22 protein-coding genes and 1 pseudogene are annotated in these 26,060 nt (G+C 47.5%); 17 read left to right on the forward strand and 6 right to left on the reverse strand.

Annotated elements, in window-relative coordinates; genetic code table 11:
• Both ACFVVF_RS21005 and ACFVVF_RS21010 read right to left on the reverse strand, forming a co-directional pair.
• The gene (locus tag ACFVVF_RS21005; RefSeq protein WP_387813880.1) at positions 1 to 831 is read right to left on the reverse strand and encodes an ABC transporter permease; all 831 of its coding nucleotides are present in this window, start codon (positions 829 to 831) and stop codon (positions 1 to 3) included.
• On the reverse strand, positions 800 to 1,600 hold the full coding sequence (locus ACFVVF_RS21010) for an ABC transporter ATP-binding protein (protein ID WP_387813882.1): 801 nt from the start codon (positions 1,598 to 1,600) through the stop codon (positions 800 to 802). The genes ACFVVF_RS21005 and ACFVVF_RS21010 overlap by 32 nt, the downstream gene beginning before the upstream one ends.
• Positions 1,601 to 1,856: 256 nt before the next feature.
• Here ACFVVF_RS21010 and ACFVVF_RS21015 point away from each other — a divergent pair, with 256 nt between their 5' ends.
• The 7 genes from ACFVVF_RS21015 (at position 1,857) to ACFVVF_RS21045 (ending at position 11,124) form a co-directional block, all read left to right on the forward strand.
• Complete coding sequence (locus tag ACFVVF_RS21015) at positions 1,857 to 2,612, forward strand: DUF975 family protein (RefSeq protein ID WP_387813884.1); 756 nt, start codon at positions 1,857 to 1,859, stop codon at positions 2,610 to 2,612.
• 372 nt (positions 2,613 to 2,984) lie between these two features.
• Entirely contained in the window at positions 2,985 to 4,382 is a 1,398-nt protein-coding gene (locus ACFVVF_RS21020) for a stalk domain-containing protein (protein WP_387813886.1), read from the forward strand.
• Between the two features lie 300 nt (positions 4,383 to 4,682).
• Positions 4,683 to 5,711, forward strand: coding sequence for an ABC transporter substrate-binding protein (locus ACFVVF_RS21025; RefSeq protein WP_387813888.1), 1,029 nt, complete (start codon positions 4,683 to 4,685; stop codon positions 5,709 to 5,711).
• Between the two features lie 40 nt (positions 5,712 to 5,751).
• Positions 5,752 to 6,858 carry an ABC transporter ATP-binding protein gene (locus ACFVVF_RS21030; RefSeq protein ID WP_387813890.1) on the forward strand — a complete coding sequence of 369 codons (1,107 nt, stop codon included), beginning with the start codon at positions 5,752 to 5,754 and terminating at the stop codon, positions 6,856 to 6,858.
• Positions 6,855 to 8,510, forward strand: a complete 1,656-nt coding sequence (locus ACFVVF_RS21035; RefSeq protein WP_387813892.1) for an ABC transporter permease — start codon at positions 6,855 to 6,857, stop codon at positions 8,508 to 8,510. Before ACFVVF_RS21030 ends, ACFVVF_RS21035 begins: the two co-directional genes overlap by 4 nt.
• Positions 8,511 to 8,627: 117 nt before the next feature.
• Complete coding sequence (locus tag ACFVVF_RS21040; protein ID WP_387813894.1) at positions 8,628 to 10,343, forward strand: sensor histidine kinase; 1,716 nt, start codon at positions 8,628 to 8,630, stop codon at positions 10,341 to 10,343.
• The gene (locus ACFVVF_RS21045) at positions 10,315 to 11,124 is read left to right on the forward strand and encodes a response regulator transcription factor (protein ID WP_387813896.1); all 810 of its coding nucleotides are present in this window, start codon (positions 10,315 to 10,317) and stop codon (positions 11,122 to 11,124) included. The genes ACFVVF_RS21040 and ACFVVF_RS21045 overlap by 29 nt, the downstream gene beginning before the upstream one ends.
• Positions 11,125 to 11,291: 167 nt before the next feature.
• Here ACFVVF_RS21045 and ACFVVF_RS21050 read toward each other — a convergent pair whose 3' ends face one another.
• The gene (locus ACFVVF_RS21050) at positions 11,292 to 12,845 is read right to left on the reverse strand and encodes a hypothetical protein (protein WP_387813898.1); all 1,554 of its coding nucleotides are present in this window, start codon (positions 12,843 to 12,845) and stop codon (positions 11,292 to 11,294) included.
• 260 nt (positions 12,846 to 13,105) lie between these two features.
• Here ACFVVF_RS21050 and ACFVVF_RS21055 point away from each other — a divergent pair.
• From ACFVVF_RS21055 to ACFVVF_RS21095, 9 genes and pseudogenes are all read left to right on the forward strand, one after another.
• A pseudogene (locus ACFVVF_RS21055) lies at positions 13,106 to 13,279 on the forward strand (small acid-soluble spore protein H); the annotation flags it as partial.
• A 439-nt stretch (positions 13,280 to 13,718) separates the two neighbouring features.
• Positions 13,719 to 15,419 carry a carbohydrate-binding protein gene (locus ACFVVF_RS21060; protein ID WP_387813900.1) on the forward strand — a complete coding sequence of 567 codons (1,701 nt, stop codon included), beginning with the start codon at positions 13,719 to 13,721 and terminating at the stop codon, positions 15,417 to 15,419.
• Positions 15,420 to 15,607: 188 nt separating this feature from the next.
• Positions 15,608 to 17,164 (forward strand): ABC-F family ATP-binding cassette domain-containing protein, encoded by a 1,557-nt coding sequence (locus tag ACFVVF_RS21065; protein ID WP_387813902.1) that lies wholly within the window; start codon positions 15,608 to 15,610, stop codon positions 17,162 to 17,164.
• 159 nt (positions 17,165 to 17,323) lie between these two features.
• Entirely contained in the window at positions 17,324 to 17,863 is a 540-nt protein-coding gene (locus ACFVVF_RS21070; protein WP_387813904.1) for a ribonuclease domain-containing protein, read from the forward strand.
• A complete protein-coding gene (locus ACFVVF_RS21075; RefSeq protein ID WP_387813906.1) occupies positions 17,860 to 18,132 on the forward strand; it encodes a barstar family protein in 273 nt (90 codons plus the stop codon). The genes ACFVVF_RS21070 and ACFVVF_RS21075 overlap by 4 nt, the downstream gene beginning before the upstream one ends.
• A 159-nt stretch (positions 18,133 to 18,291) precedes the next feature.
• The gene (locus ACFVVF_RS21080) at positions 18,292 to 18,660 is read left to right on the forward strand and encodes a BlaI/MecI/CopY family transcriptional regulator (RefSeq protein WP_387813908.1); all 369 of its coding nucleotides are present in this window, start codon (positions 18,292 to 18,294) and stop codon (positions 18,658 to 18,660) included.
• 2 nt (positions 18,661 to 18,662) lie between these two features.
• Positions 18,663 to 20,615, forward strand: coding sequence for a M56 family metallopeptidase (locus ACFVVF_RS21085; protein WP_387813910.1), 1,953 nt, complete (start codon positions 18,663 to 18,665; stop codon positions 20,613 to 20,615).
• A 202-nt stretch (positions 20,616 to 20,817) separates the two neighbouring features.
• Positions 20,818 to 22,023 (forward strand): copper amine oxidase N-terminal domain-containing protein, encoded by a 1,206-nt coding sequence (locus ACFVVF_RS21090; protein ID WP_387813912.1) that lies wholly within the window; start codon positions 20,818 to 20,820, stop codon positions 22,021 to 22,023.
• Positions 22,024 to 22,046: 23 nt separating this feature from the next.
• Positions 22,047 to 22,379, forward strand: coding sequence for a hypothetical protein (locus ACFVVF_RS21095; protein ID WP_387813914.1), 333 nt, complete (start codon positions 22,047 to 22,049; stop codon positions 22,377 to 22,379).
• 87 nt (positions 22,380 to 22,466) lie between these two features.
• Here the strand turns inward: ACFVVF_RS21095 and ACFVVF_RS21100 are convergent, their stop codons facing one another.
• From ACFVVF_RS21100 to ACFVVF_RS21110, 3 genes are all read right to left on the reverse strand, one after another.
• Positions 22,467 to 22,955, reverse strand: coding sequence for a hypothetical protein (locus ACFVVF_RS21100; RefSeq protein WP_387813916.1), 489 nt, complete (start codon positions 22,953 to 22,955; stop codon positions 22,467 to 22,469).
• Positions 22,956 to 22,967: 12 nt separating this feature from the next.
• A complete protein-coding gene (locus tag ACFVVF_RS21105) occupies positions 22,968 to 24,611 on the reverse strand; it encodes a phage tail family protein (protein WP_387813918.1) in 1,644 nt (547 codons plus the stop codon).
• Positions 24,612 to 24,842: 231 nt separating this feature from the next.
• Complete coding sequence (locus ACFVVF_RS21110) at positions 24,843 to 25,481, reverse strand: nitroreductase family protein (RefSeq protein ID WP_387813920.1); 639 nt, start codon at positions 25,479 to 25,481, stop codon at positions 24,843 to 24,845.
• A 120-nt stretch (positions 25,482 to 25,601) separates the two neighbouring features.
• On the opposite strand from ACFVVF_RS21110, the gene ACFVVF_RS21115 reads away from it, so the two are divergent.
• Positions 25,602 to 25,961 carry a MerR family transcriptional regulator gene (locus ACFVVF_RS21115; protein WP_387813923.1) on the forward strand — a complete coding sequence of 120 codons (360 nt, stop codon included), beginning with the start codon at positions 25,602 to 25,604 and terminating at the stop codon, positions 25,959 to 25,961.
• The last annotated feature ends 99 nt before the right edge of the window (positions 25,962 to 26,060 follow it).

Below are 26,060 nucleotides of genomic sequence, written 5' to 3' on the forward strand. Positions count from 1 at the left end.
TTATTTCCAGCGCAGCAGAATTTTCTCCAGCGTGGTCAGGACTAAATTGATAAAGTAACCGATGATGCCGATTGTAATCATGCCCACGAGCACTTGATCGGTTTTGAACATGTACCGACCTTCCTGAATGAGGAAGCCAAGGCCTTCGTTCGCCGCGATCAGCTCGGAGCCGACTAAGCAAATGAAGGCCATGCCCATTCCTGAGCGGATGCCGATCATCATGTTCGGAATAGCGGCGCGAAGCGTGACATGGCAGAAAATATGAATTCTGCGGGCGCCAAGTGATTGTGCCGCCCGGATATGTACGGGATCAACCTGACTGATTCCTCCGGTAATGTTAAGGAGGAGCGGGAAGAAGGCGCCGTAAATAATGATCGATATTTTCGACCATTCATCGATTCCGAGCCACAGAATAGCTAGCGAAATGAAGGCGAGCGGCGGTATCGGCCTTAGCAGCTCTAGGACAGGATTGATCGCATCCCGAAGCAAACGGGAGGAGCCCAGCATCAGTCCAAGCGGAAGCGCGAGTGCAAAGGCAACGAAAAAGCCGGAGAAGACACGCTTCAAGCTGGATATCGCATGGAGGATAAGCGAGCCGTCCTGAAGCATGTGCGTCATCGTTTGCAGCGTCGCTAGCGGACTGGGAAGCTGAGCCGGGACAACATACCCAAGGCCGGTGATAAGCCCCCAAGCTAGCAGCAGTATAGCTATGCCGGATAGCTTGATGAACAGACGCGTCCACGTTTTGCCTTGCGGGAGCTGCCAGCGCTTTTTCGGAGACGGGGACGTGAGAACCTCCTTATGCGGTAATGATGGAAAGGTGTTCTCCATAGAGGGTATCTCCTTCTCGCAAAATATCGCTTATTCGCGCTTGATACTGAAGCAGCTTCTCATCATGTCGGTTCCGCAGTCTTGGCAGGTCAATTCGGAGGTCGAGCGCGATGCGTGCAGGGTTCGGCTGCAGGACGATTACACGATCGGCCAGGTAAACGGCTTCCTGTATGCTGTGAGTGACAAACAGGCAGGTTTTGCGCTGCTGCTCCCAGAGCCCCAGCAATTCCGTCTGCAGCTTCTCGCGGGTCTGTTCGTCAAGCGCCGCGAATGGTTCATCCATCAGCAGCATGGCCGGCTCATTGGCGAGCACTCTTGCGAGTCCTGCGCGCTGTTTCATGCCTCCTGACAGCTTGCCCGGATAGTGCTTCTCGAAGCCGGCAAGGCCCACCATCCTAATATAATGCCGGGCTCGTTCCTTGCGTTCCGCTGCTGGCACACCATTCACACGCAGGCCGAATTCTACATTTTGCTCAACAGTGAACCAGGGAAACAAAGCGTATTCCTGAAAGACGACTCCGCGTTCCTTCCCAGGCTTCTCGATCCGGGCGCCGTTGAAGTAAATATCGCCTGCATAAGTCTGAAAGCCGGCCACACAATTGAGAAGCGTCGTCTTCCCGCAGCCGCTTGGTCCAAGAAGGCAGATGAATTGCCCGGCCTCTACGGAAAGCTGCAGACGGTTCAGGACAAGTCTGTCCTCGGATTGTCCGGGACTTCTGAAGGCAACGGTGACGCCTTCAATCGACAAAATCGGAGCAAGCTCATGCAACGTTTGATCTACTCCTTTCCTATAAATTCATACTATTCCAATGAGATAGGTTATATATTGCTACTAATGTACCAGTGATGAATGCTGCAATCCAATACCAAATTGGCTATATAACCTATAGCTTGCATGCAATACATAGGGGCGGATTTGGAGTTCTCGCTGACATAAAACGAATGATTTATGAATGCTAGTACTATATTAATTATGGTATCTATTGTAAGATGGACAACAAAGTAATAAGGAGAGAGGGATGTCAATGTGGGATCGTAAAGAGTTGAAGAAGAGGGCAAAGGAGGTGCTGCGGACATCGTATTGGAAGGCGTTTTTAGTCAGCTTTATACTGGCATTTTTTGGCGGAAGCGTCAGCCCTCCGAACTTTAACTTCGGATCATCGGGCTCCACCCGTGATTTCGAATGGATGGGCGGAGATATAGAGTGGGCGATACTCGGGCCGATTCTTGCTATTATCATTGTCGTTTTTATCGTTATCTTTTTGTTGGCCATTGCTTTTCGGATTTTCCTCGGTTTTCCGTTTGAGGCAGGCTCGATGCGTTATTTCAAAGGCTCTGCAGAGCGGGAAGTGAATCTTAATCATTTGATGTATGCATTCAATAAACAGAGATATTTGGATATTGTGAAAACGATGCTCTGGCGTGCGTTTCTGACCTTCTTATGGTCATTGCTCCTCGTTATTCCGGGTATCATCAAATCCTACTCATACAGCCAGGTGCCGTTCATTTTGGCGGATAACCCGAACATTGGCTATCGCCGTGCGGTAGATTTGAGCAGGCAGATGACTAAGGGCCATAAATTTAATATCTTTGTGATTGATTTAAGCTTTTTAGGCTGGATCTTACTTGGCACGCTTGCGCTATTCGTTGGTGTCCTGTTTGTACTTCCTTATATCAATGCTACAAAGGCTGAGCTTTACATGGCATTGCGGCAAGAGGCGCTGGATAAAGGCTTCACAAATGAAGAGGAATTGAGACTGAATCAGACGCCTGTTTTTTAAAATAGTTTACATTTTACCTATGCATTGGTGGGCAAGAAGTCTGAGAAAGGGCGCATTCACGCTGCAGGCCTTGCTCATCGATTGCGGGGGAAAGAAGACGGCCCGTTGAGGAAACTAATCATAATAGCAGCTTTCTTTATAGTTGTGTCTAGTATTGCTGCAGCAATGTTCTTAAACTCAAGTGAAAACAAAGTGAAAGCAACGATAATCGAAAGTGACCAGCAATTGAACGTAACCGTTGCGAATTGGAAAGCTAAATTAAATGAACAAACAGGAATACACCTGCTCTACGAAAAGTATAGCGAAACCAGATATGAGTATTGGTTATTCTTTAATCCAAATGATAATAAGAACTTATACAATAAATTTAAAATGAAAGTAGTCGAGGCTAACGGGGGTGTGAAAATCCGCATTAATGACGCCAACGCCAATAATGATAATGAAGTAGAGCATAGGTTTGCTGCGAATTTTCTAATGAGTAAAGAACCAAGCTCTATAGAGATCTATTACAATGGAGAACAACAAAACTTTGAAATGACAAACATTAAGACGGGTGATCAGCCCATTCATATTAAATTTGACGGCAAATTTATTAAGCCTAGCAAACCGGTTATCGTAGACGGGAGAAAGCGATTTTTGCCTATGAAGGATACGCTAGAACAAATGGGCTGGGAGTTCGCGGTGGCATCTGAAGAAATAACGATTACCTATCGCACGCCGGACGCTACTTTAACCCACTATTTGCACCTAAAGGAAGAGTCAAATCTTCGGATCGTGGACGGCATCTTGTATATACCCATGTATTATTTAGGGTCGGTTACGGATACTGAAGTGTCATGGGATGAAGATGCTCATACAATTAACATTTCTACAGAAGAGACAGATGATAATGATGAGGAATGGAATGTGTACGATGAGGATGAATCAGAGCTATCGGATAAAGAGAGTGTAAAGGTGAATTACGGGAAGTACGGACGGTCTGCGACGCTGCAAGCATTAAATGAGCTGTATCGGGAGCTTGAGCAAGAAGGAAAAAGTGCTGACGATATACTTGGTTTCTATCCGATGGATGGACATAGCGGCTATTTAAATACGCCCATGGATGTCGTGGCGTTCGGCTCGACGGGGATGGACGGGGCACATTACGGATTTTTGACCGATTTCGGAATGGTTACAGATTTGGAGGAGGCACCGATCGTATTGGTATCCCCTATGGATTTTGATCGGCCTGCTGTAGTCGTTGCGAATAACATCCGGGAATTTATTCGTATTGTCATGATCGATTCCAGTTTGCTTTATATGGGATATCAGAATGAACAAGATTATCTTGAACAAAACGCTGCACCCGAATATGAAAGCACGCAAGAGGACTTAGAGAACGGCCGGATAGTGCGGGAAAGGCTGGAGGAAAGGCTGCATCCGCCTGTCATTCAAGATCCATATACGTATTCGGAGAAAGTGCGAGCCGAACGAAAGGAGCGAATCATTGTTCCGACACAAGATGAACTAGGGATATTGAATGAGCATCCAGAGGATGCAGGGCGGCAGCATACAACAATTGTGCTTGATGAGGATATTGGCAGGAGAGAATTGGAGACCTTTTTGAACAATGCTACATATGCGTCAAAGCTTGCGCTATTCCGGGACTATCATTTAAACCTGGAACAGTTCGTTTACCATGAATCCGGCATTGATAAAGCCATATTGAGCGAGATGGAAAGCTTAGGGCTGCAGGATGAGATCGCAAGAATCAAGGCGAATCGTCCGTAATGTAATTAACAAGAGATATCGTTCAAATAAGCGGCGGATAAGTACATAACAAAAAATTACATGAACTAAGCCCGGATCATAAGATCCTGGCTTTTTCTTTTGTTTACCTCCATGCTTGCTAACAAATAATAGACAAGAGAACGCTGATTTTCATGGGTTTAATGATACCTTCATGTTATGAATAGTTACTTGTTGAGTAAATTAGTTGCGAATTTTAGATGATTCTGTTGAATAATAGGATTTTAATGCGCTTACAAACTGATAAAATAAAGTTACATTCAGATGAGGGGTGAAGGGGTTATGAAAAAGTGGTTGAGTACGTTAATAATGCTTACAATGTTGGTGGCTGTACTGGCGGCATGTGGAGGAGGCAAATCGGACACAGCAGGCAGCTCGAATAAGCTGGTTATTTATACGCCGAACAGCGAAGCAATGATCAATGCTCTTATTCCGTCCTTCGAGAAACAGACAGGTATTACAGTAGAGCTGGTATCGGCGGGAAGCGGCGAGCTGATCAAGCGTATCCAGTCGGAAAAATCGAATCCTTATGCAGACGTTATGTTCGGAGGAGCGTTCGCTCTGTTTCACGATAATGCCGATCTGTTCGAAAAGTACGTTTCGCCCAACGATAAAGACTTGATAGATGGCCACTCCAATACGACAGGCTTTATGACTCCGTACGTATCAGACGGCAGCGTCTTGCTGGTAAACACCAATCTGGCTGGCGACATTCAAATTAACGGCTATGAGGATCTGCTTAATCCGGCGCTGAAAGGCAAGATCGCAATGGCTGACCCTGCCAACTCCAGCTCGGCGTTTGCACAATTGACGAACATGCTCAAAGCAATGGGCGGAGACTATGACTCCGATGCAGGCTGGGACTATGTTGCCAAGCTGCTCGAGAATTTGGATGGTAAAATTGCAGGCGGCTCCAGCAAAGCGCATAAGAGCGTTGCCGACGGTGAATATGTCGTAGCCTTGACCTATGAAGATCCGGCAGTCAGCTACGTGAAGGACGGCGCTCCCGTGAAGGTTGTGTATCCGAAGGAAGGCGCAGTATTTCTGGATGCCGTTGCGGGAATCGTTAAAGGCTCCAAAAACCAGGAGAATGCGAAGAAATTCATCGACTTCCTCATCTCCAAAGAAGGTCAAGATGCGTTAGGACAGGAAACGACAAATCGTCCGCTCCGCAAGGACGCTGCAATCGGAGACTTCATGACGCCAATCGATAAAATCAATGTGATTCAAGAAGATGTAGCTTACGTAGCAGCCAATAAACCGGCCATCGTAGAGCGTTACACGGACCTGTTCACAAAAATCGCGAAGTAATAATGAAGATGATCGATTAATCAGAAAGCGGGTGTACATCATGAGCGTTGCGATATCCTTCCAAGAAATCGTGAAAAAATATGGCGACACTACGGTTATCCCCGAGCTTTCCTTGGATATTCAGAAGGGTGAGTTTTTCACCCTTCTGGGTCCTTCGGGCTGCGGGAAAACAACGTTGTTGCGTATGGTGGCTGGTTTTAACAGTATAGAAGGCGGAGCGCTAGCCTTTAATGAGAAAGTAATGAACGACGTCCCGCCAGGGAAGCGGAATATCGGCATGGTGTTTCAAAACTATGCGATCTTTCCACATCTAAACGTATCGGAGAACGTTGCGTTCGGGCTGCAAAACCGCAAGGTGAGCAAATCGGATCAGCAGCGGAGAGTCAGCGAAATTTTAAATACGGTCAAGATCGATATATACAAAGACAGAATGCCCAAAAATCTGTCGGGCGGACAGCAGCAGCGGGTGGCGCTTGCAAGAGCTATCGTCATTAATCCGGACGTACTGCTGATGGACGAACCGCTCTCCAATCTGGACGCGCAGCTTCGCGTCGATATGCGTAATGCGATTAAGTCCATTCAACGAGAAGTAGGAATCACAACGGTCTATGTCACGCATGATCAGGAAGAAGCGATGGCTGTATCCGATCGCATCGCGGTTATGAAATTAGGCGTTATTCAGCAGGTTGGCACACCAAGAGATATTTATCAGCGCCCTGCCAATTTATTCGTTGCGACCTTCATTGGAAGAACGAACGTCATCGACGCCAAGCTGGAGATCGGAGCGGATGGCGCAGCCTCCGTAGTGGTCGGCCGCGATTATTCGCTGCCAATGCTGGCGCTGCAAGCGCAAGTGAAGCCGGGAGAATCAGTTGCGGTCCGAATTTCTGTCCGGCCGGAGGAGTTTGTACTGTCCGAGGACGGCAGAGGGCTGGCGGGTAAAGTTGTTAATAATGTCTTCTTGGGCTTGAATACACATCTCGTCGTACAGCTCGACAATGGGCAGGAAGTTGAAGTTATTCAGCAATCGGCCGCTAATAATGAGGTGAATATAGGACAGACGGTTCGTCTGGCTATCCTTTCGGAAACTATTAATGTGTATGACGCTTCCGGGGAGCGCAATTTGAATCGGGGGACGGGGCTATGACCGGCCGCATGAAACGGTGGGATATCTGGTCGCTGATTACGTTTATTATTTTTGCAGGCTATATGATTTTTCTGGCATTGCCATTATTCATGCTGTTAATTAAAAGCTTTTTTGACGGTACAACAGGCGATTTTTCCTTGGCTTATTTCACTAAATTTTTTAGCAAAGCCTACTATATGAACGCCGTTTGGAACAGTATAAAGGTAACGGTAAGTGTCACAGTGCTTTCGATGCTGGTGGCCGGCCCTCTTGCTTATATTATGACCATTGCCAAAATCAAGGGCAGCGGAACGGTGCGCATTCTCATATTAATTTCGTCCATGTCGGCTCCGTTTATCGGAGCGTATGCCTGGATCCTGCTGCTCGGGCGCAACGGCGTTATTACCAACTTCGTTTTTGATGTATTTGGATTCCGTATGCCTGATATTTACGGCTTCTCCGGCATTTTGCTCGTACTGACACTGCAGTTGTCGCCGCTGATCTTCATGTATGTATCGGGAGCGCTGAAAAATGTCGATAACTCCCTTATGGAAGCTGCGGAAAGCATGAACTGCACCGGTCTTCGCAAAATGTGGAAGATTCTCGTGCCATTGATTACGCCAACGCTGCTGGCAGGCGGCCTGCTCGTCTTTATGCGGGCGTTCGCGGATTTCGGTACGCCGATGCTGATCGGTGAGGGCTTCCGTACGGTACCTGTATTGATTTTCAACGAATTTATTAGCGAGGTTGGCGGCGACGATGGCTTTGCCGCGGCGATCAGCGTTATTGTCGTTCTGTTCGCTACTGCTGTATTCCTGCTGCAGAAGTTTGTTGCGAACCGCAAGTCTTACAGCATGAGTGCTCTGAATCCAATCGAGCCTAAGAAGCTGAAGGGTATCGCTAATGTGGCAGCGCATGTGTACGTCTATCTGTTCACGATACTGGCGATGATGCCGCAAGCGTATGTAGCGTATACGTCCTTCCAGAAAACGTCGGGTAAAATCTTCGTCGACGGTTACTCCTTGGACAGCTATCGTGCGGCATTCGCGAAGGTGGGCGATTCCATCTATAACACCTTTATCATGGCCGGTATTACGATTGTCATCATTACGCTGGCTGCTGTGCTGATCGCTTACGTTACGGTTAAGCGCAAAGGAGCCGTTGCCAATCTGCTGGATACGTTCACGATGCTTCCTTATATTGTACCGGGCTCCATCCTTGGCATCGCGCTGTTGGTTACGTTCAACAAGCAGCCGCTTGTACTGAGCGGAACGGCCGTTATTCTAATCGCGGCGTTTGTCATCCGGCGTTTGCCTTATACGATCCGGTCGAGCGCAGCCGTCCTTCATCAGGTGAATGACAGCATCGAAGAGGCGGCGATCAGCCTGGGGGCTTCGACAATGCGGACCTTTTTCAAAATTACGGTTCCAATGATGATATCCGGCGTCTTCGCTGGCGCGATCATTAGCTGGATCAGCATTATAACGGAGTTGAGTACCTCCATCATTTTGTATACCGGAAACACCCGGACGATGACCGTTGCAGTTTATACGGAGGTCGTACGCGGCAATTACGGCGTAGCGGCTGCCTTATCGACATTGCTGACGGCCATTACTGTCCTGTCCTTGCTGTTGTTCTTCAAGCTGTCAGGCAAAAAAGAAGTGACAATGTAAGTCCAGACCGGGCTCGCGCAAGCGGGTTCCGGCCTTTTGTCCATTTGGCGAAAGGATGCTGTTTCACAATTCCGCAATGTCGGCTAAGATAATAGAACACATGAAGGGGGAGACGGGATGGCTAAAGGGAGTTTCAAAGATTCGCTGCGCCGGATGTTCCTGCTTCATACCCTTGTGCCGATATCGATTTTATTCGTATTGTTTCTATTATTTATGATGATTAACTCACGACTGCTGCTGATCGGCCAGACGACGGATGCGGGCAAGAAGATCAAGACGGCTGTGGAGGAGGTCTATGCTTCCTATCTTGGGGAGATGAACGTGGCTGCTGAGCTGGGCACCATTATTTCCTTCGTGGAGTCGCGCCGCAACGGCCCGGAGGTGTTCGAACGGTTCTACGACTTCAACAACCGGCAGCGGGTAAAAAGTATTATGCATATCGTTGGTACGGACGGGAATATGCTCGCATCCTCAGCCAATTATAGCTCCGATGCAACAGATCTTGCGGTGCAATCCATCGCCCGGAGAATGTACCGGCAAGGCTTGTCTACGCTGGCCGAGACGAACCATCTCCGCTTCTCTCATGACCGTTATACGGCCTATACCTTCGCCAAAGAGATCCGGCATGGCGAAGCTATAGTCGGCTATCTGATTTATCAGCTGTATGAAGAGGACTTTCAGAAGCTGATCTTTGTACAAAATAATGAAATCGCAGTCGTCACCGATTCTTATCATAACATTATCGCTACGACGAACAATCTGACGCGCGGACTGATGAACAAGTATAGCCTGGCTAGAGATTCGAAGGGCTATGTGTGGATCGACAAAGGGCGATACTATAGCAAGGAAACCTACGTGCCTGCCTCCCAGTGGAAAATATACACGTTAAGCGCAGCGCAATGGAATCATGCTGCTTATTTATCGCTGGCCGTATTTTTTGCCCTTGCCAGCCTGCTGCTATGGATATTGATCCGGTATTCGTCCCGGATTATCGCCAATCGCCAATCGCGCGCAATGGACAAGCTGACCTTTGCCGTCAGGGAGCTGCAGTCGGGCAATATGGAATCGTATGTCTATATCGGAACAGGCGACGAATTCGAGACGCTTGCGAATCAGTACAATTTGATGCTGCGTCGCTTGAATGAGCTTGTAGCAAAGAACGAAGAGCTTTCCGATTTGCGCAGGGTTATCGAGGTGAAGCATCTGCAGTCGCAATTCCATCCGCATTTTATATTTAATGTGCTGGAGATGCTGCGGTATGCGATCGTCGTAGACGACAAGCTCGCTCAGGATATCGTATTGACGCTCTCCCGGCACTTGCGCTACAGCATTGGCAATGAACGGGACCAAGTCGTCCTTGGCAATGATCTGGAATATATCGCGGGCTACATGAAGCTGCAGCAAATGAGATTTAAAGACAGGCTTCGGTACCAGGAGAAGGTAGGAGAAGCGGCTAAGGCTGCTCTCGTTCCGAGACTGATGCTGCAGCCCGTCATTGAGAATGCGATCAAATATGGTTATCGCCAGCGCCAGTCTGTTGCCATTACGGTGGTTGGCTATGTGAAAGCTGCCGATCTTATTATTGAGGTCAAGGACGATGGCGGCGGAATGAATATGGAACGGCTGGAGGAAGTGCGTGCGATCATGCTCTCACAGGATAACCGCGCGCCACATATCGGCTTGCATAACCTGCATCGCAGGCTTGTCCTCATGTATGGAGAGCGTTACGGTATTCAGATTGACAGCGTTGAAGGGGAAGGGACGACGGTTACTTTTGTATTGCCTTATCTGAAGGAGGATGCGGATGTTCAAGGTGCTGCTGGTGGAAGATGAGGAGATGATACGCAAAGGTCTGCGGTTCACCTTCGACTGGGTGGGGGCAGACTGCATCGTAGTAGGTGAAGCGGAGAACGGCGAAGATGGTCTTCGTCAGATTCAAGCTTTGCGGCCGGACGTCGTCATTGTAGATGTCAATATGCCATTGATGGACGGAATTACGATGATCGAGCGAAGCGTAGATGAGGCCAATTGCAGTTATATCATTCTCTCCGGCTACGATGAGTTCCGGCTCGCCAAAGAAGCCATCCGGCTGGGCGTTACGGAATATTTGCTTAAGCCGCTTGAGCAGGAGCAACTGCTCGCAGCCTTGAACCGCGCCAAGAGCCAGGTGGAGATGAAGCGCCAATATGCGGCGATGAAGACGGCAGGGAATGGTTCCGGAGAATCGCTGCAGGCCTCGGTCGTTAAGCTGCCTGGGAAGTCGTCCCGATACGTATCGAAGATGATTCAATATGTGCAGGAGCACTATGCTGAAAAGATCGGCATTAAGGATTTGGTGGAGAAGCTGGAGGTCAGTGCGACGTATTTGAACCAAAAGTTCAAGAGTGAAACGACTTACACGTTCAACGATTTCCTGAATCGCTACCGTATTCAGAAGGCGATGGAGCTGCTGCAGCGCAGCGATGAGAAGGTATATGCGATTGCGGCGGACGTAGGCTACAAGGATTATAAATATTTTATCGCGATATTCAAGAAGTACGCGGGCTGCACTCCAAGCTACTATCAGGAGAATTTCGGACGCGGAGCGAAGGAAAGCGGCGATTCGAAAGACTGATCGAACGAAGCCAGCCTAGTTGGAGTTCTTTAGTACGGTTAACCTTTCACAAGACTATACAAAGGCTGTTCAGGCTCTGTTTTCCAGAGTCTAAACAGCCTTTGATTTTATTCTAACCATCGTAAATTAGAGGGAATATGAGGTTTATTTCATATCTTCTATATTGTTTAAGCTGTATCATACATATAACGTTTCACATGTTCTTCGCCGTTTAGCTGCAGCTTCAACCCCAGCTTGCGGAAATCCTGCATCGGGATATACATGCGGTTACGGAAGGTGATCACTGTCTTGGGATCTGCCGTAAACTCTTTATTGTCCAGCTTCACAATAACCTTTTTATCCGAAACCGTCACAGAAGCACCGATCTTCGATGCAAAGTCACTGACGCTTACATACCATAAATAATTATCGGCCAAAAATACGCCTGGAGCTGAAAGATTCACATGCAGCGTATTATTCACTAGTATTTCAGGACTTCGTTCAGGTGACAGCAGCTTACTGAAGTCTCCCGAATAGGAGCCGTATGTGTCTGTCCACTCTCGATACTTGCTGACAAAAAGGCCAGTGGAAAGGTTTAAATAGCCGTCCCTCGCATAGCTATTGAAACTAAGCTCTACCAGTTCATCTCCGTACTTCCAATTATAAGTGAAATGAACATATTTACGATTGTAGGCTGCAAGGGTTCGCAGCACTTTTCCCGTCTGCCCATCGATAATAGTGGTTAGATACTCATTTGTTCGTTTCCCGGTTTTCGCATCTTTTTTAAACTCGGTAATCAGCATATACTTCAAATTCGGTGAAAATTCTACCCGAGACTCGGTACCTTTCTTAGTCAGCGGCTTGTAGCTGCTGCTTGATTTCGTCTTGTATCCAATCAACCAAGTTTTGCTTGCCTTATCGTAATAACTGCCATAAACAATAGTGCCAACTTTATTGGTCCACCCCGTTGTTGCATCCAAAAAATTCGACTGCTTATATTCAATCTGTTTTTTGCTGCCATTAGGAAGCAATTCATAATTGTTGAGTTCGTTATTCGTATAGGTGTTAATAATGAGCGAATTGCTCGCAGGCTTTCGATTGAAGTTCGTCCCTGTGCCCCCGCTTACTAGAGGATACGGCTGGAAGGCGTAGTCTGCAGTCGTAATCAGCTTCCCGGTATTTATATTGTAAATATCAAATTTGTTTAATACTCTCGCCGTTTTGACAGAAAACATTTCGGCTTGCGGGTAAACCTGTATGTTATAGCTTTGGCCGCTGCTGACCATCTTTTTAACTAGCTTCATCGTTTTATTTTTACTATTAAAATCAAACAGTTGATCATGCTGCTTGTCGCCTGCCGGATAAGAGATATGAATATAAAGATGATCGCCATTCTGATAATATTCGTCTAAAACCCAAGCGCTCCATATAAATTTGTCCCCATTACTCTTGTAGCTGTCGCTGCTATTCTGGCCGGCGACGCTTGGCATCTTGAACTTCAAGCCGGGAAAAGCATACTCATCCGATGTACGAGTGTAACCGTCCGCGTAATTGGTTTTCCCGATTTTTACTATAGGGTAAGCATTCCAAGTTGACTTGTCGCCAATGAGTTGAATCTCATAGTCTGTAACGATCGCTGGTTCTATCTGCTGCTCCGCACGTGCAGGAGCGGAAGGTATAACGCTCAGAAGCAGAACAATAGCGGCTGTTGCACCAATCAGCCGTTTCAATAGCTTATTCATCCAAGTTTTTCTCCTCAAAATAAATATATTGGGTAATTAGGTTTATCTGTGCTATGAATTTATATATGGCTTTGAATATATTATCATATTAAATATTTTTATCCAATTGATACTGAAAAGAATATAAAATATGTTTATTACACTAGTGAAATTAGAAAATCATTAAATTATCTAAGAATATTTATAAATCCCTGTATAGACCTTTCCTCTAGCGCACAAAATGTAATTGGCAATTAACAGCATTGGAGGAGGATTATAAGATGAATATCCAGCGGGCACAGGAAATTGCTGCGTCGCCAATTATGGAGAACGTGGAATACGATGGGGTTCAGATTTATATTCAGCATGTGAATGAGGAGAATGAGACAGCCAGAATTTATCCGATCGACCAGCCGGAGCAGGAACAAGAAGTGCCCTTGCGAAGCCTCATTGAACCTTCATCCCAAATGGCAATGGAAGTGGAGCAAATGGGATGCAGGCTTCCGAGCGATACATAGGATGAAGCAAAGGCCGTTCAGCCTCTGATTTTCAGAAGCGGAGCGGCCTTTGTTTTATCCGCTGCCGCTGCTCCAGCACTCTTTTCTTCAAATACAAAAATCTGGATATTATTCGACTGTAAAAGTCAAGATCGTCTCCTATACCTCTAGCGAAATATGTACGAACATGATAATGACAGGCTCCCGGCAGTTGTCGGCTCACTCGCGTAGATTTTGTATGATTTTGGGGCGGCAGCTGAAGAAATTCGTCAGAAAATGGCGAATAGATCGGGTCTGCAAGGAAAGGAGAATCGGACGGCCGTTCGGAAACGGAGGACAAGCTAGATTAGGCTACGCTACGCAAGCATGCACTTATTAAAAGCGAGGAGGAATAAAAATGATTCATGCATCTGACAATCAAGTCTATAAGAAATGGCTAGCCGCAGCGCTAATTGTAGCATTGCTGCTGGTGACGATGGCATTAAAACCGTCATCCGCGCTGGCAGCATCGGCGTTCACGCAGACTGCAGCGTCCAGCTATAGTGCACAGTCCGGTATTCAGCTTGAGGCTTCGAGCGAGGGCGGGCAAAATGTTGCGTTTATCGATAATGGTGATTATCTCCGATTTGACGGTGTTGATTTCGGAACTGGTGCAAACGCTTTCAATGCGCGAGTGGCGAGCAATGCCAGCGGTGGAGCCATTGAAGTGCGTTTGGGCAGCTTGACGGGTACTCTTGCAGCTACTTGTACGGTACCGGGTACAGGCGGCTGGCAGAACTGGACGACAGTGACTTGCTCCGTTAGCGGCAACCCGACTGGCGTACAGACATTGTTCCTGAAATTCACAGGAGGAGCGGGCAATTTGTTCAACATCAACTGGTTCCGCTTTAATCCGTCGACACCACAGACTACTGGCGGAGATGTTGTAGGCAAAGTGTTTGCGGGGTACCAAGGCTGGTTCAATGCTGCTGGTGACGGATCTCCGAACGGAGGCTGGATCCACTGGTCCAAGAACAGCTCTGCGCCAGGTACAGGCAGCAACGTCAATTTCGATCTCTATCCTGACCTCAGAGAATACTCGAAGCTTTACCAGACCAATCTGCAAAACTTGAATAACGGACAGCAGGCAAAATTGTTCTCGTCCTATGACCAGGAAACGGTCAACAAGCATTTTGAATGGATGCAGACCTACAACATTGACGGTGCAGCCTTGCAGCGTTTTGGCGCAAGCGCAAGCACATCGCCGGACAACTGGCGTACGAACCGGGACAGCGTTGCGGTTAAGGTGAAAAATGCGGCGGAAACCTATGGCCGCAAATTTTATGTCATGTACGACACTTCAGGCATGAATGCTAGCACCTGGGTCAACGATATCAAATATGACTGGACGAACAAGATCCAGAGCGGTATGAACCTGACTTCCTCTTCCGCTTACGCGAAGCAGAACGGGAAGATTGTCGTTAATATTTGGGGGATTGGCTTTACGGACCGTCCGGGTACGGCGGCAGAGGCAGCTGGACTTATTCAATGGTTCAAGGATCAAAATGTTTACGTAATTGGCGGCGTGCCAACTTACTGGAGAACGGGCGTTGAAGACTCCAAATCGGGCTTCTTGAGCGTATACCAGTCCTTCGACATGCTGTCGCCTTGGTATGTGGGCCGTTTCAGCGGCGAGGCTGGCGCGGATCACTTCAAAAACAATTTTATGCAGCAGGATTTGGCTATGACGAATCAATTGGGCATCGCTTATCAGCCGGTACTGTGGCCAGGCTTCTCTTGGTACAACCTGCATGGCGGTCCGCAGAACCAAATTCCGCGGCTGCACGGCGATTTCATGTGGCGTCAAGCGTATAACGTGAAAAGCCTAGGCATTAACACGGCTTATGTTGCCATGTTCGACGAGTACGATGAAGGTACAGCTATCGCTAAGGCGGCTGAGAATTCTTCGATGATTCCGGCCAACCAATATTTCCTGACGCTGAATGCCGATGGCGTTGCGGTATCCTCGGATTTCTACTTGAGGCTGACGGGTGACATCAACCGGATGCTCAAGGGTCAAATTCCGTTAACTGCACAGCATCCGACAAGTCATCAGTAATACTTAAAGCAATAGGTAAGGGGTTGTCTCCCGGCTGCGCAAGCGGCTGGAGAGGCAGCCCCTTTCGCATTCCAGGGAAACTTACATAGATTAAATAATGGATAAACATTTTTATGGTACAATGATACGAGCAAATTGAGCCATCTATCCTTTTAATGAGGCGCATACAGGAATGGAGATATAGAAAAATGAGTTTGTTGACTGTTGAGCAATTATCGCATACGTTTGGCGATCGGGTATTGTTTCGAAATGTATCCTTCCGTTTACTTGCCGGAGAGCATGTCGGGCTGGTTGGCGCGAATGGTACAGGCAAATCTACGCTTATGAATATTTTGACAGGGAAGCTGTTGAAAGACGAAGGCAAAGTGGAATGGACACCTCGTGTTCGTTACGGCTACCTGGATCAGCATACGAAGCTTGAAGCGGGCAAAACCATCCGGGACGTCTTGAAGGATGCTTTTTTACCCCTGCTTGTATTGGAAGAAGAGCTTAACGAGATTACGATGCAAATGGGCGATGCCGATCCGGATACGCTGGAGCAGCTTCTGGTGCGGATGGGAGAAATTCAAGAGGAACTGGAGATTGGCGACTTTTACTTGATCGACGTGAAGGTGGAGGAAATGGCTAATGGTCTAGGTCTTAATGCCATCGGTCTTGACCGGGATGTCACCGCACTTAGCGGCGGACAGCGGACGAAGGTGCTGCTAGCCAAGCTGCTGCTGGAGAAGCCGGGCGTCTTGTTGCTCGATGAGCCTACCAACTATTTGGATGAAGAGCATATCAACTGGCTGACCAATTATTTGAAAAACTATCCGTATGCGCTTGTTCTGATTTCTCATGAGACGGGCTTCATGAATCAGGTCGTGAACGTGATTTATCATCTGGAATTTACGAGGCTGACGCGTTATACAGCCAATTACGATAAGTTTCTGGAGATGTCTGCATTGAACAAAGCGCAGCATATCGATGCTTACGAGAAGCAGCAGGATTATATTAAGAAGCAAGAAGAGTTTATTCAGAAAAATAAAGCGCGTGCCTCAACTTCGGGCCGGGCAAAAAGCCGGGAGAAGCATCTCGACCGTATCGATCGCATTGACAAGCCGGAGGAAGCGGCTAAGCCGACCTTCAGCTTCAAGGAGTCCCGCTCAAGCGGCAAGACCGTATTTGAAGCGGAGGGAATGGTCATCGGCTACAACAGGCCGCTGCTTCCCAAGATGGATATGGTTATCGAACGCGGTGATAAAATAGCAATTGTCGGCTGCAACGGTGTCGGTAAATCCACGCTGCTGAAGACGATTCTTGGCGTCATCCCTCCGCTGGACGGCAAAACCTATCTGGGCGATTATTTATCTCCTGCTTACTTTGAACAAGAGGCGAAGGCGCCGACGATGACTCCGCTAGAGGACGTATGGGAGGAGTTCTCCTTCATGAGCCAGCATGAGGTGCGGGGTGCTCTGGCCCGCTGCGGTCTCAAAAATGAGCATATTACACGAGCTTTGAACCAGCTCAGCGGCGGGGAGCAGGCGAAGGTGCGCCTGTGCAAATTAATGATGCGGGAAAGCAACTGGATCCTGTTCGATGAGCCGACAAACCATTTGGACGTCGTTGCCAAAGCGGAGCTGAAGCGTGCGCTGAAAGCTTACAAGGGCACAGTCGTACTCGTCTCTCACGAGCCTGAGTTTTATGAGGATTGGGTAACGAAGATTTGGGATGTAGAAGCCTGGTCGATGCAAAGCCTTGGGTAGAAAATAGGCCTAGCCGCTGCTCCTGTTAAATACATCGCTGAGCGCTCTTGGCGGTGTATTTTTTATGCGGTGTATGGTTAGGGTGATTAATAAAGAACATTGGCGCAAGTGTGCGTGCTGAATGTGCAATGCTAGTTTTATGAGAAATGGGGAAATTTGATGTTTGGTGCAAGTATGAAGCAAATGGGCAACTGGTCACGTGCATTGCTGGCAGCAATGATTGTTATGCTGGCGGTAGTAATGGCTGGCTGCGGTAATTTAACGCTGAATGAAATAAACCCGCCAACGGCAAGCAGCTCTGCTGACACGGGGCAAAAGCAACAACAGCAGCAGCAATCGCAGTCAAAAGCACCGCTTACAAGCTTTAAGGAAGTGTCGGATTATATCCGGCAGCATCACAAGCTTCCGGACAATTTTATTACGAAAAAGGAAGCAGAGCAGCTTGGCTGGGTCGCATCCAAAGGGAATCTGAATCAGGCAGCGCCGGGCAAAAGCATCGGAGGCGACCGCTTCGGCAATCGGGAAGGGCTGCTGCCGAAGGAGAAGAATCGGATATGGTACGAAGCCGATATCAATTATAAGAAGGGGACGCGCGGAGCGGACCGGATTCTCTACTCCAATGATGGTCTGATCTATATGACAACGGACCATTACAAGTCGTTTACGGATATTACGAAGAAAGGGAGTATCCGAGAATGAGCAAGATTATCGAACTGAAGCAGTCAGAAGCCGAGCGCTTCCAGAACGTTCATGACTGGTTGAAGCAGAAGCTGGACTTGCCTGAATGGTACGGCGGGAACCTCGACGCATTGTGGGATTGTGTTACCGGACATTTGCCATTGCCGCTGAATATAAGATGGGTCGTGGATTCGGAGCAGCACGACAGCTACTCTGGCATCGTGGAAGTTTTTCAAGATGCTGCCGATCAATACGATGAAATTACTTTCGAGTATGTGGCTAACGTATAATCATATCCCAATATAAGGTCTGAATCTGGTTTGTACCGGGTTCAGGCTTTTTTTTGTCAGGTGCTGGAATAGGATGCTGTTCGTTCGATTGACAATTGCTGGTTTATAGTTATAAACTAAATCTGTTGGTTTATAATCATAAACCGTTAGGAGCAGCGAATGATGATGAACAATTTGAAGCTTTGCGAAAGCGACTACCGTTTTATGCTGGTGGTGTGGGAGAATGAACCGTTGGCATCCGGGCAACTCGTAACGCTATGCGCTGACAAGCTTGGCTGGAAGAAGCCTACCACCTACACCGTGCTGCGGAAAATGTGCGAAAAAGGGCTCGTTAAAAACGAGGATACGATTGTGGAAGCGATCATTCCCAAAGAGCAGGTGCAAGCGTATGAGAGCGAGCATTTTATAGAGCGTGCCTTTGAGGGCTCGCTGCCGCAGTTTCTCGTTTCTTTTTTCGGCAACAAAACGATTTCTGCTAAGGAAGCGGACGAGTTGAAGCGTTTGATTGATGCGCACAAGGAGGAATGAGTGTGGAATCGCTCTTTTTGAAGGTAGTCAACATGAGCATAACGGGAACCTATGTGATTGCTGCTATACTTCTCTTCCGCCTGCTGCTTCGGCGCGCGCCAAAGAAATATTCTTATTTGTTATGGGCTGTAGTGTTGTTTCGGCTGGTCTGTCCAGTGTCCTATTCCTCCGACCTTAGCCTCTTCAATATGAATCCTTTCGATATGACAACGGCGCAAAAGAGCAGTGACGTGTCGCTCAGCTATGTTCCAGCCGATATCGGATATACGGATTCTCCGAAGGTTACGGTGGGGATTCCGACTGTAAATGCCTTTGTTAGTGACAGGCTGCCGGCAGCACCGCCTGCGGCCAGCGTGAATCCCATGCAAATATGGATAGCGATTGGAACGACCATATGGGGTCTTGGCGTCTCTGCGATGCTCATCTATAGTCTGATTGCATACTTCCGTTTGAAGCGCCGAATGGCTACAGCAGTCCGGCTGGACCGTCATCTGTTCGAATCCGACCGCATCAGCTCGCCCTTCGTTTTGGGCTTGATTAAACCTATAATTTATATGCCATTTGGTCTCAGTGATCAGGAGCGCAGCTATGTGCTGCAGCATGAAGAATACCATTTGACCCGAAAGGATCATTTGATCAAACCGGTCATGTTTCTAATTCTCGCCATACACTGGTTTAATCCGCTCGTTTGGGTGGCGTTTGTGCTGATGAGCAAAGACATGGAAATGAGCTGCGATGAAAAGGTGCTGTCGAAGATAGGTGCTGACCACAGGAAGGCGTACTGTACGTCGCTGCTGGCTTTTGCAGCCAACCGCCGTTTCCCGTCAGGTGTGGCATTCGGGGAGGCTAACGTCCGAGAGCGTGTCGTCCACATTCTTAACTTTAAGGAGCCGAAAAGATGGGCAGCTGTCCTATCTTCTGCAGCCTGTATAGCTATTATAGCGGCTTGCTCCGCCAATCCAATCGCCACTAAAGAGCCTGAGGGTTCAGAGGGATTATACGGTACATACCGCTTTGAGAAGCAAATTTATATGAATCCGCTCAGCTCCTTTATTGCGATGGATGGGCATAAGGAATATTATACGTTGACGGAGAACACGCTTCTCATAACGAACGGGGCTGGCAATCAGCAAAGAACAGAGATCTCCTATAAGCGGACAACAATAGATGAGCAGCAATTCAACAATGATTTTATGATCGAGGGTATCGGCGTTCCCGATATTGCTTCATACAAGACTCGCTATCAGTACAGCTTGACCGATTCGTCCGCTTCTCCGGCTTATCGGCTGTATCTTCTCGATGATGAGATTTGGCTGGCAACACTGCATGCGGACAGCGTCAATACGCAGAAGAGCCGCTATTTCTGGAGCATCTATAAGATCGATAAGCTGAAGGGCAACGCAGCTGGAGAACCGTTGACGATTGCTGGAACCTCGAGTAAGGTGGATGCTTTTCTGGCGCTGCAAAAGAACTACGAGACGGGTTATGACAACGATACCTGTTATAACATAACGCCGGATTTTATCGGGGAAAACTCCGATTATATGATTTTTAAATATGATAAATCAGCCGCCTCGTTCCTGTTATATGAAGGTGTTGTCTATCCGCTCGGCGAGTGGTTCGGCGGCTTTGGCGTAACGAGCATGTCGCTCGCTGATCTTAACGGCGACGGCATGTCAGAGCTGTATTTTACCTATTCATGGGGCTCCGGGCTTCATCGCTCGCATGCGGCCTATTTCGATCCGGCAGCCAAAGAGGTTGTAAACTTTAACTATGTGCATCCGAATGAGGATTTGCTATTCGCGAATAATGCAGATGGCAGTCTATCACTGTTCGCAGCGACCTTGTCCGGCATGGATAGCTTTGTGAATTTTCAAATAGGGGAGAGCGAGTTTATCTCCGATATCGTTTATAAAAAGGGGCAAATCTCATTAAACGAGCCGCGAGGATTGTAGTGGCTGGATGCAGAATGGGGATGGTAGCTCCCATGACCATTGGAATGTTGAAAGGGCCGGAATCTCCGCAGCGGAGAAAGCCGGCCCTTTCCTGCTGTAATTGGAGTCCAAGAGGAAAAGGAGTTACATATTGTAAGAAATAATATATGATTGTTTATAAGAGAGAAAAAAGAGTATCGCTATCAAGGAGAGATATAAATTTATGAAACGCATTATGGGTCTGATGCTTATCCTGGTATTGCTTTTATCAAATGCTTCTTTATCTTCTGCAGCTGTTGTCAAACAGCCCGAGAAACAAATAGTGCTTGTGGTTAATGAAAAGAAAATCGAACAAAAGCCGGATCTAGTTTTGCAAAAGGGCACGATGTATATTCCATTAAATGTTCTTCGCCTTGTTGGTGCTCAATTTACGTTAAGTGACGAACGGAAAACGATAACGATAAATAAGCAGAATCATAAGCTGGCCATGAAAGTTAATAATGTATGGGCGAAGTTTGATGGAAATACAGTTAAGCTGAATCAAGCTGCAACATCAGTGAATGGCTCTCTCTATGTGCCTGCGAACATATTGAAGACGTTTTTTAACGTGGGTGTGAAATGGGATAATAAAAATTCTGTGCTTACACTGTTGGACTTTTTCCCTCAATTACAGGAGGCGATTAAGAGAGATGATCTTTCTAAGTTTATTTTTCTGCTGGAAGAGGGGCTAGATCCTACATACGCTTTGCAACAAGTCATTTTGTATCAAAAGGACGCATCCTGGGCTAGTGAAACGCTGGCTTCTGGTGCAGATGCCAATAAGCATTTTATTGAGGCAGTAGTGGGCAGGCAAACCGAGTTAGTAAGCGTAATGTTGGAGGAAGGAACAATTGATTTTAGCAAAATACCGGAGTACTACTCCAATTTCTCTTATTTATCTTGGGCGCATGTGGGGAAAGAGAAGGTTATTCGGAGAGATCATACGGGGAAAAGCTACATCATACAGACGCCAGCCTCGTTTGAAATTGCCGAATTATTATACGAGTACGGAGCCGTTGCAGATAATCTGGATGCTTATTATGCCATCACCGAAAGTAAGCCTGAGTGGTTAGAGTGGATGCTGAATCATGGTGCCGATCCAGAAGGTGAGACAATGAAGCTTGTTTTCCTGGATGAGTCAGAACAAAATATCCGATTCACTTATCCAAAAATTGCACCGGATAAAAATGCGAAACAAGAATTAATCGTCTCTGCCTATATGGTTGCTTCGTGGAATCCAAGCCCTGAAAATATGGAAAGTATTAAGCTTCTGGTCACGAAATACAATGTTAGTCTAGAGGCATTGACTCATGCTCAAAAGGAACGTTTGATGGATCTCGCGAAATCCATGAATGAGCGAGACTTAATCGATGCGTTAATTAGGGGCTAATTTTTATAGCAGGGTTAGAAGCGATGAAGGTAGGTGAAAATGTGAAAAAATCTATCAATTTCAACTATCTATTTATTATTACCGTTGCGTGCTTTATGGTCTTCTTCATTACTGTCACTTCAATTGAGAACTATCAAACCAATCAAAAAACATTGCTGATGGTCAATGGAACTAAAACATTGACTCTAGAGCAAGTTCAAAGATTAAAAGTCAATTCTGTATCCTATGGAATCTGGAAGGACGAGCAAGAGGAATTTCATACGGATCATCAGTATATACTGGTAAAAATGAAGTCGAGGAAATTGCTCGTAAGCTCGAACAATTTAGAGGATATTATTGAGTACACGAACAAGTAAGGAGCCGCACAGTAAACAGTACATGCGTGGGTCTATAAAATAGCAACAGAGCAAGGAGGCTGCAGCTTCCTTGCTCTGTTTTCTTGTTTAAGCTTCTGCAATAAGCCTATCAATAAATTGATGAAGCTGGTGGAGTATTAACGCATTCGTCCGGTCGAGATGCAGCAGTCCCTGTTCATCGTCCAGCCAATTGTTCCTCAGCATCGCGTTATGCTTGAAATAAAGCGCCCCGCCGTCCTCCAGTACGCCAAATGCGCCAACCGGGAGGGAGAGATTAAGGCTAGCGCAAGCTTGGAGCAGTGAATTGAATTGCTCCGGCGCGGTTGTTTCCCGTATGACTGCGAACGTCTGGAGCAAATAGACGCCTTCCTTCTCTAGCTCCTCTAAACCCGGGATAAAGCTCATCTCAACAACGAGCGAATCGTTGCGGGGGCCGATCTCATCGAATCCAATCAGAAGCGAAAAATAAGGGGCAGCTTCATCAGGCTCAGACAGCTTCACAGCCATCTGATGCTTGGTGTAATAATCGAATAATCTGGTGAGGACTGCGTAAGCGAATGATGATGAGTCTGTCATGGCGATGCTCCTTTATGTATGCAGTTTTTTGGCGATCAAGTCTTTGCCCGGTTTCTGCTTCGCCTTGTCGATCTTCAAGCCGATACCTTCAATAATTTGGCGGCTCTCCGCATCATCGCCCTTCACGCCGCTTTCGAACAACATGCCCGCCAGATCGGTAACGAGCTGAGTATAGCATTGCCCCACACTATTAAAGCCGTTTTTCTCCAGCAGCGCTTGCCGGACTTGATCCTTAGGGATGTCTTTGTTTGCAGGCAAAGCCATCGCTTCCTCGACTTTGAGCGCCTTGTCGACGAATGCTTCTTTCCGTTTGTACTTTCTGTAGAACTTCACAATGGCCGCGACACCGCCCAGAATGGCGGCAAGCGCTAGAAGAATAGGTCCTGCCGGGGAAGCGGCTGCGGCAATGAGAACGGCTCCGCCAGCGATCATCATTGCGCCTTTTACCGCTGTCATCCCGCTTTTTGACTTGTTCATTTCTTGCGTCGAACGTCCGAGACTGGCTGCCAGCAGCTTCTGATCAGTCTCCGCCTCGCCGGCACGTTCGCCAAGCTGCTGCTCGAGCTGACCGAGCTTCTTCGCATTGCGGCCGCTCTCGACATATCCGGCTGCGCCGCCGACCATATAGGCTGCCCCGCCTACAATAGCGCCTGCGCCTGCCGCAACGGTAGCAGCGCCATTCACAGCCATGCCGGCTGCTTCCCGTACACCATTAACCGAGCCTGCGGTGAATCTCGCAAGATCGGCTGCACCGCTCGCTCCTTCTCCAGCGACAAGACTTGCCTTGCCAGCTGTACTGAGTGCGCCATCATAGTTCTGCGTAGCGTTATAGATCTGCGAAACGGATGCAAAACCGCTCAGGCCTCCAGCTATTGGAGCGGCAACAAGTGCCGTACCCGCTGCGCCGCTAGCTCCCAGTGTTTTGCTGATTGTGGCTGAGCCGGAGACGCCGCCTGCCGCTGCTGATGTGCCAGTCGCCGTATAGCTGGCGTAATCGCGATCCTGGTCGGCGTTGTAGTTCCTCGTATCCATTTTCTTCGTCTCACGGCTAATGACCGAGAACTTGTCCCAATCGACCGACTTGGTGAAAATCCCGGTCATCATCGACTTCTTAACGGCGTCAACGGTGATATTCCGGGGATTGCCTGCCATGGAGCGGATAGCGCTCATCTTCTGCTCCGGCTGGAGGGAATCGAAGAAGCTGAATAATCCGGATTTCTTGGATGCTTGCGCCTGCTGCTTCAGCCAGCTGTACACTTCCGAATAACCGCCTTTTCCCTTCAAATCTCCTGGTATTTGAGGCGTAGGGATCTCTCTGACGGGAGCCGGTGCAGCAGGTGCTGCAGTTGCACTATCAGGCTGTGGCGACCGGGCTGGTGTTTCCGTCGATTGAAAAAGATTGCTTGCGCGTATGCCTTGCCTCTGAACAGGAGGTCTCGAGGAGGAGGCGCTTCGGCTGCTATACATCTGATTGACAGCTTGGTTGCCTACAGCCCGCTGCAACTGCATGATCTCAGCAGGGGACATGTTTCCTTGTCTCAAGTTCGTTAAAGATAATCCCGCTGCTGTTGATTCAGGCGCACTGGAAGCACGCTGGGCAGGAGCGTTTGAAGCGTTAGATTTGGGCTGCTGCGAATGGTTGGCTGGTTCGGGCATCGGTATCCCCTTCTGCGCAATGGCAATAAAACTTCCGTACTACTAGTCACAGACATCGTAGCATAAACCCAATGCTTTAGCACTAGTGTTTTGCATAGAATTAAGATGTTCGATAGCGGGGCGGGAGAGACGGAAAAACAGCCGTATGAATCGTACCTGGTTAATCAGAAAAGGTACAATTCACACGGCTGCATTTCTAGTAAGAATAATGTTTAGATAACAGATAAATAGTTACTTCCAGAATGTAATTCTATCCGCGTTTAACCGCACGGACTCATGTCCTTCCACTTTGGCTTTGCCTATTGAAATGATCATTACAGGAGCATACCGTTCCTCATCAAGATCAAATGCCTTTGCTACCTGATCCACTTCAAAGCCTGCCATAGGATTCGTATCATATCCATGTGCACGAGCAACTAACATAAGCTGCATGGCAAAAAGGCTGCTGTCGACTTTCGCCACTTCAACTTTCACTTCTTTAGGGAGAGTCGGATACATCGATAGAATGGTTCCGACCTGACGATCCCTTACTTCAGCTGGCATTTTTCCTTGCTCCACAGCTGTATTGTAAATATCCTCCACATTTAAATAGCTGTCCGTATCGCCAAAAATGAGCAGCATGGCCGACGAAGTATCATTTTGTTCGGTGTTGAAACGGACAAGCGGTCTTAGCTTTTCTTTTCCTTCCGGAGTATCCACGACGACCACACGCCAAGGCTGCATATTTGCAGAGGAAGGAGCCAGGCTGGCTTCCGCAATGATTTCGGTGAGCTCTTCCCTCGATATTATAACGTTCTCATCATAGTGGCGTACAGAACGCCGGCCTTTGACGATGCTGGTAAAATCATTATTTTGAATATGGTTAAACAATTGAATCTCTCCTTTTGATAACATTAAATTTTTTGACATTGCATATGTCGTTCGTTATCATATTTGCATTATGAACTATAAACTTAAGTTTATAGCAAGCGGACGAAGAGAGGCTGCAGGATGAGAATAAATGACGTTTCCAAATTAACGGGTTTGCCTATATCGACGTTACGATTTTATGAGCGCAAGAATCTGATTCCGGACCTATTTGTGCAAAGGGATGCCAACAATTATCGCGTTTACTCGGAAGAGGTTATTGAGTTTCTGAACGATGTGAAGGCACTGTTATCCGTGGACTTTTCTATAGAGGAGTTGAGCTTGCTGGTCAATCAGGAGCTGAATTTATCCTACGAGGTTAAGAAAAAAATGGTTGAGCAGAAAATTAAAGAAATCGAAGAGGTTCAGAAGCGATTGAAGAAGTCGAAGCAATTTCTGTATGCGGTCTTGGAAGGGAAAGCGAATTTTCAAACCAAGTGTTAGGGCCTATTGAGAAAAAACGAAGGGCAAGGGTTACCTTAAGGGTAAATCCTTGCCTTTTGTTTCTTTTTTGGAAGTATCATCTACAATATAACCCAAAGC

Origin of the sequence: Paenibacillus sp. NPDC058174, from assembly GCF_042883865.1 — a bacterium.
Lineage (GTDB): Bacteria > Bacillota > Bacilli > Paenibacillales > Paenibacillaceae > Pristimantibacillus.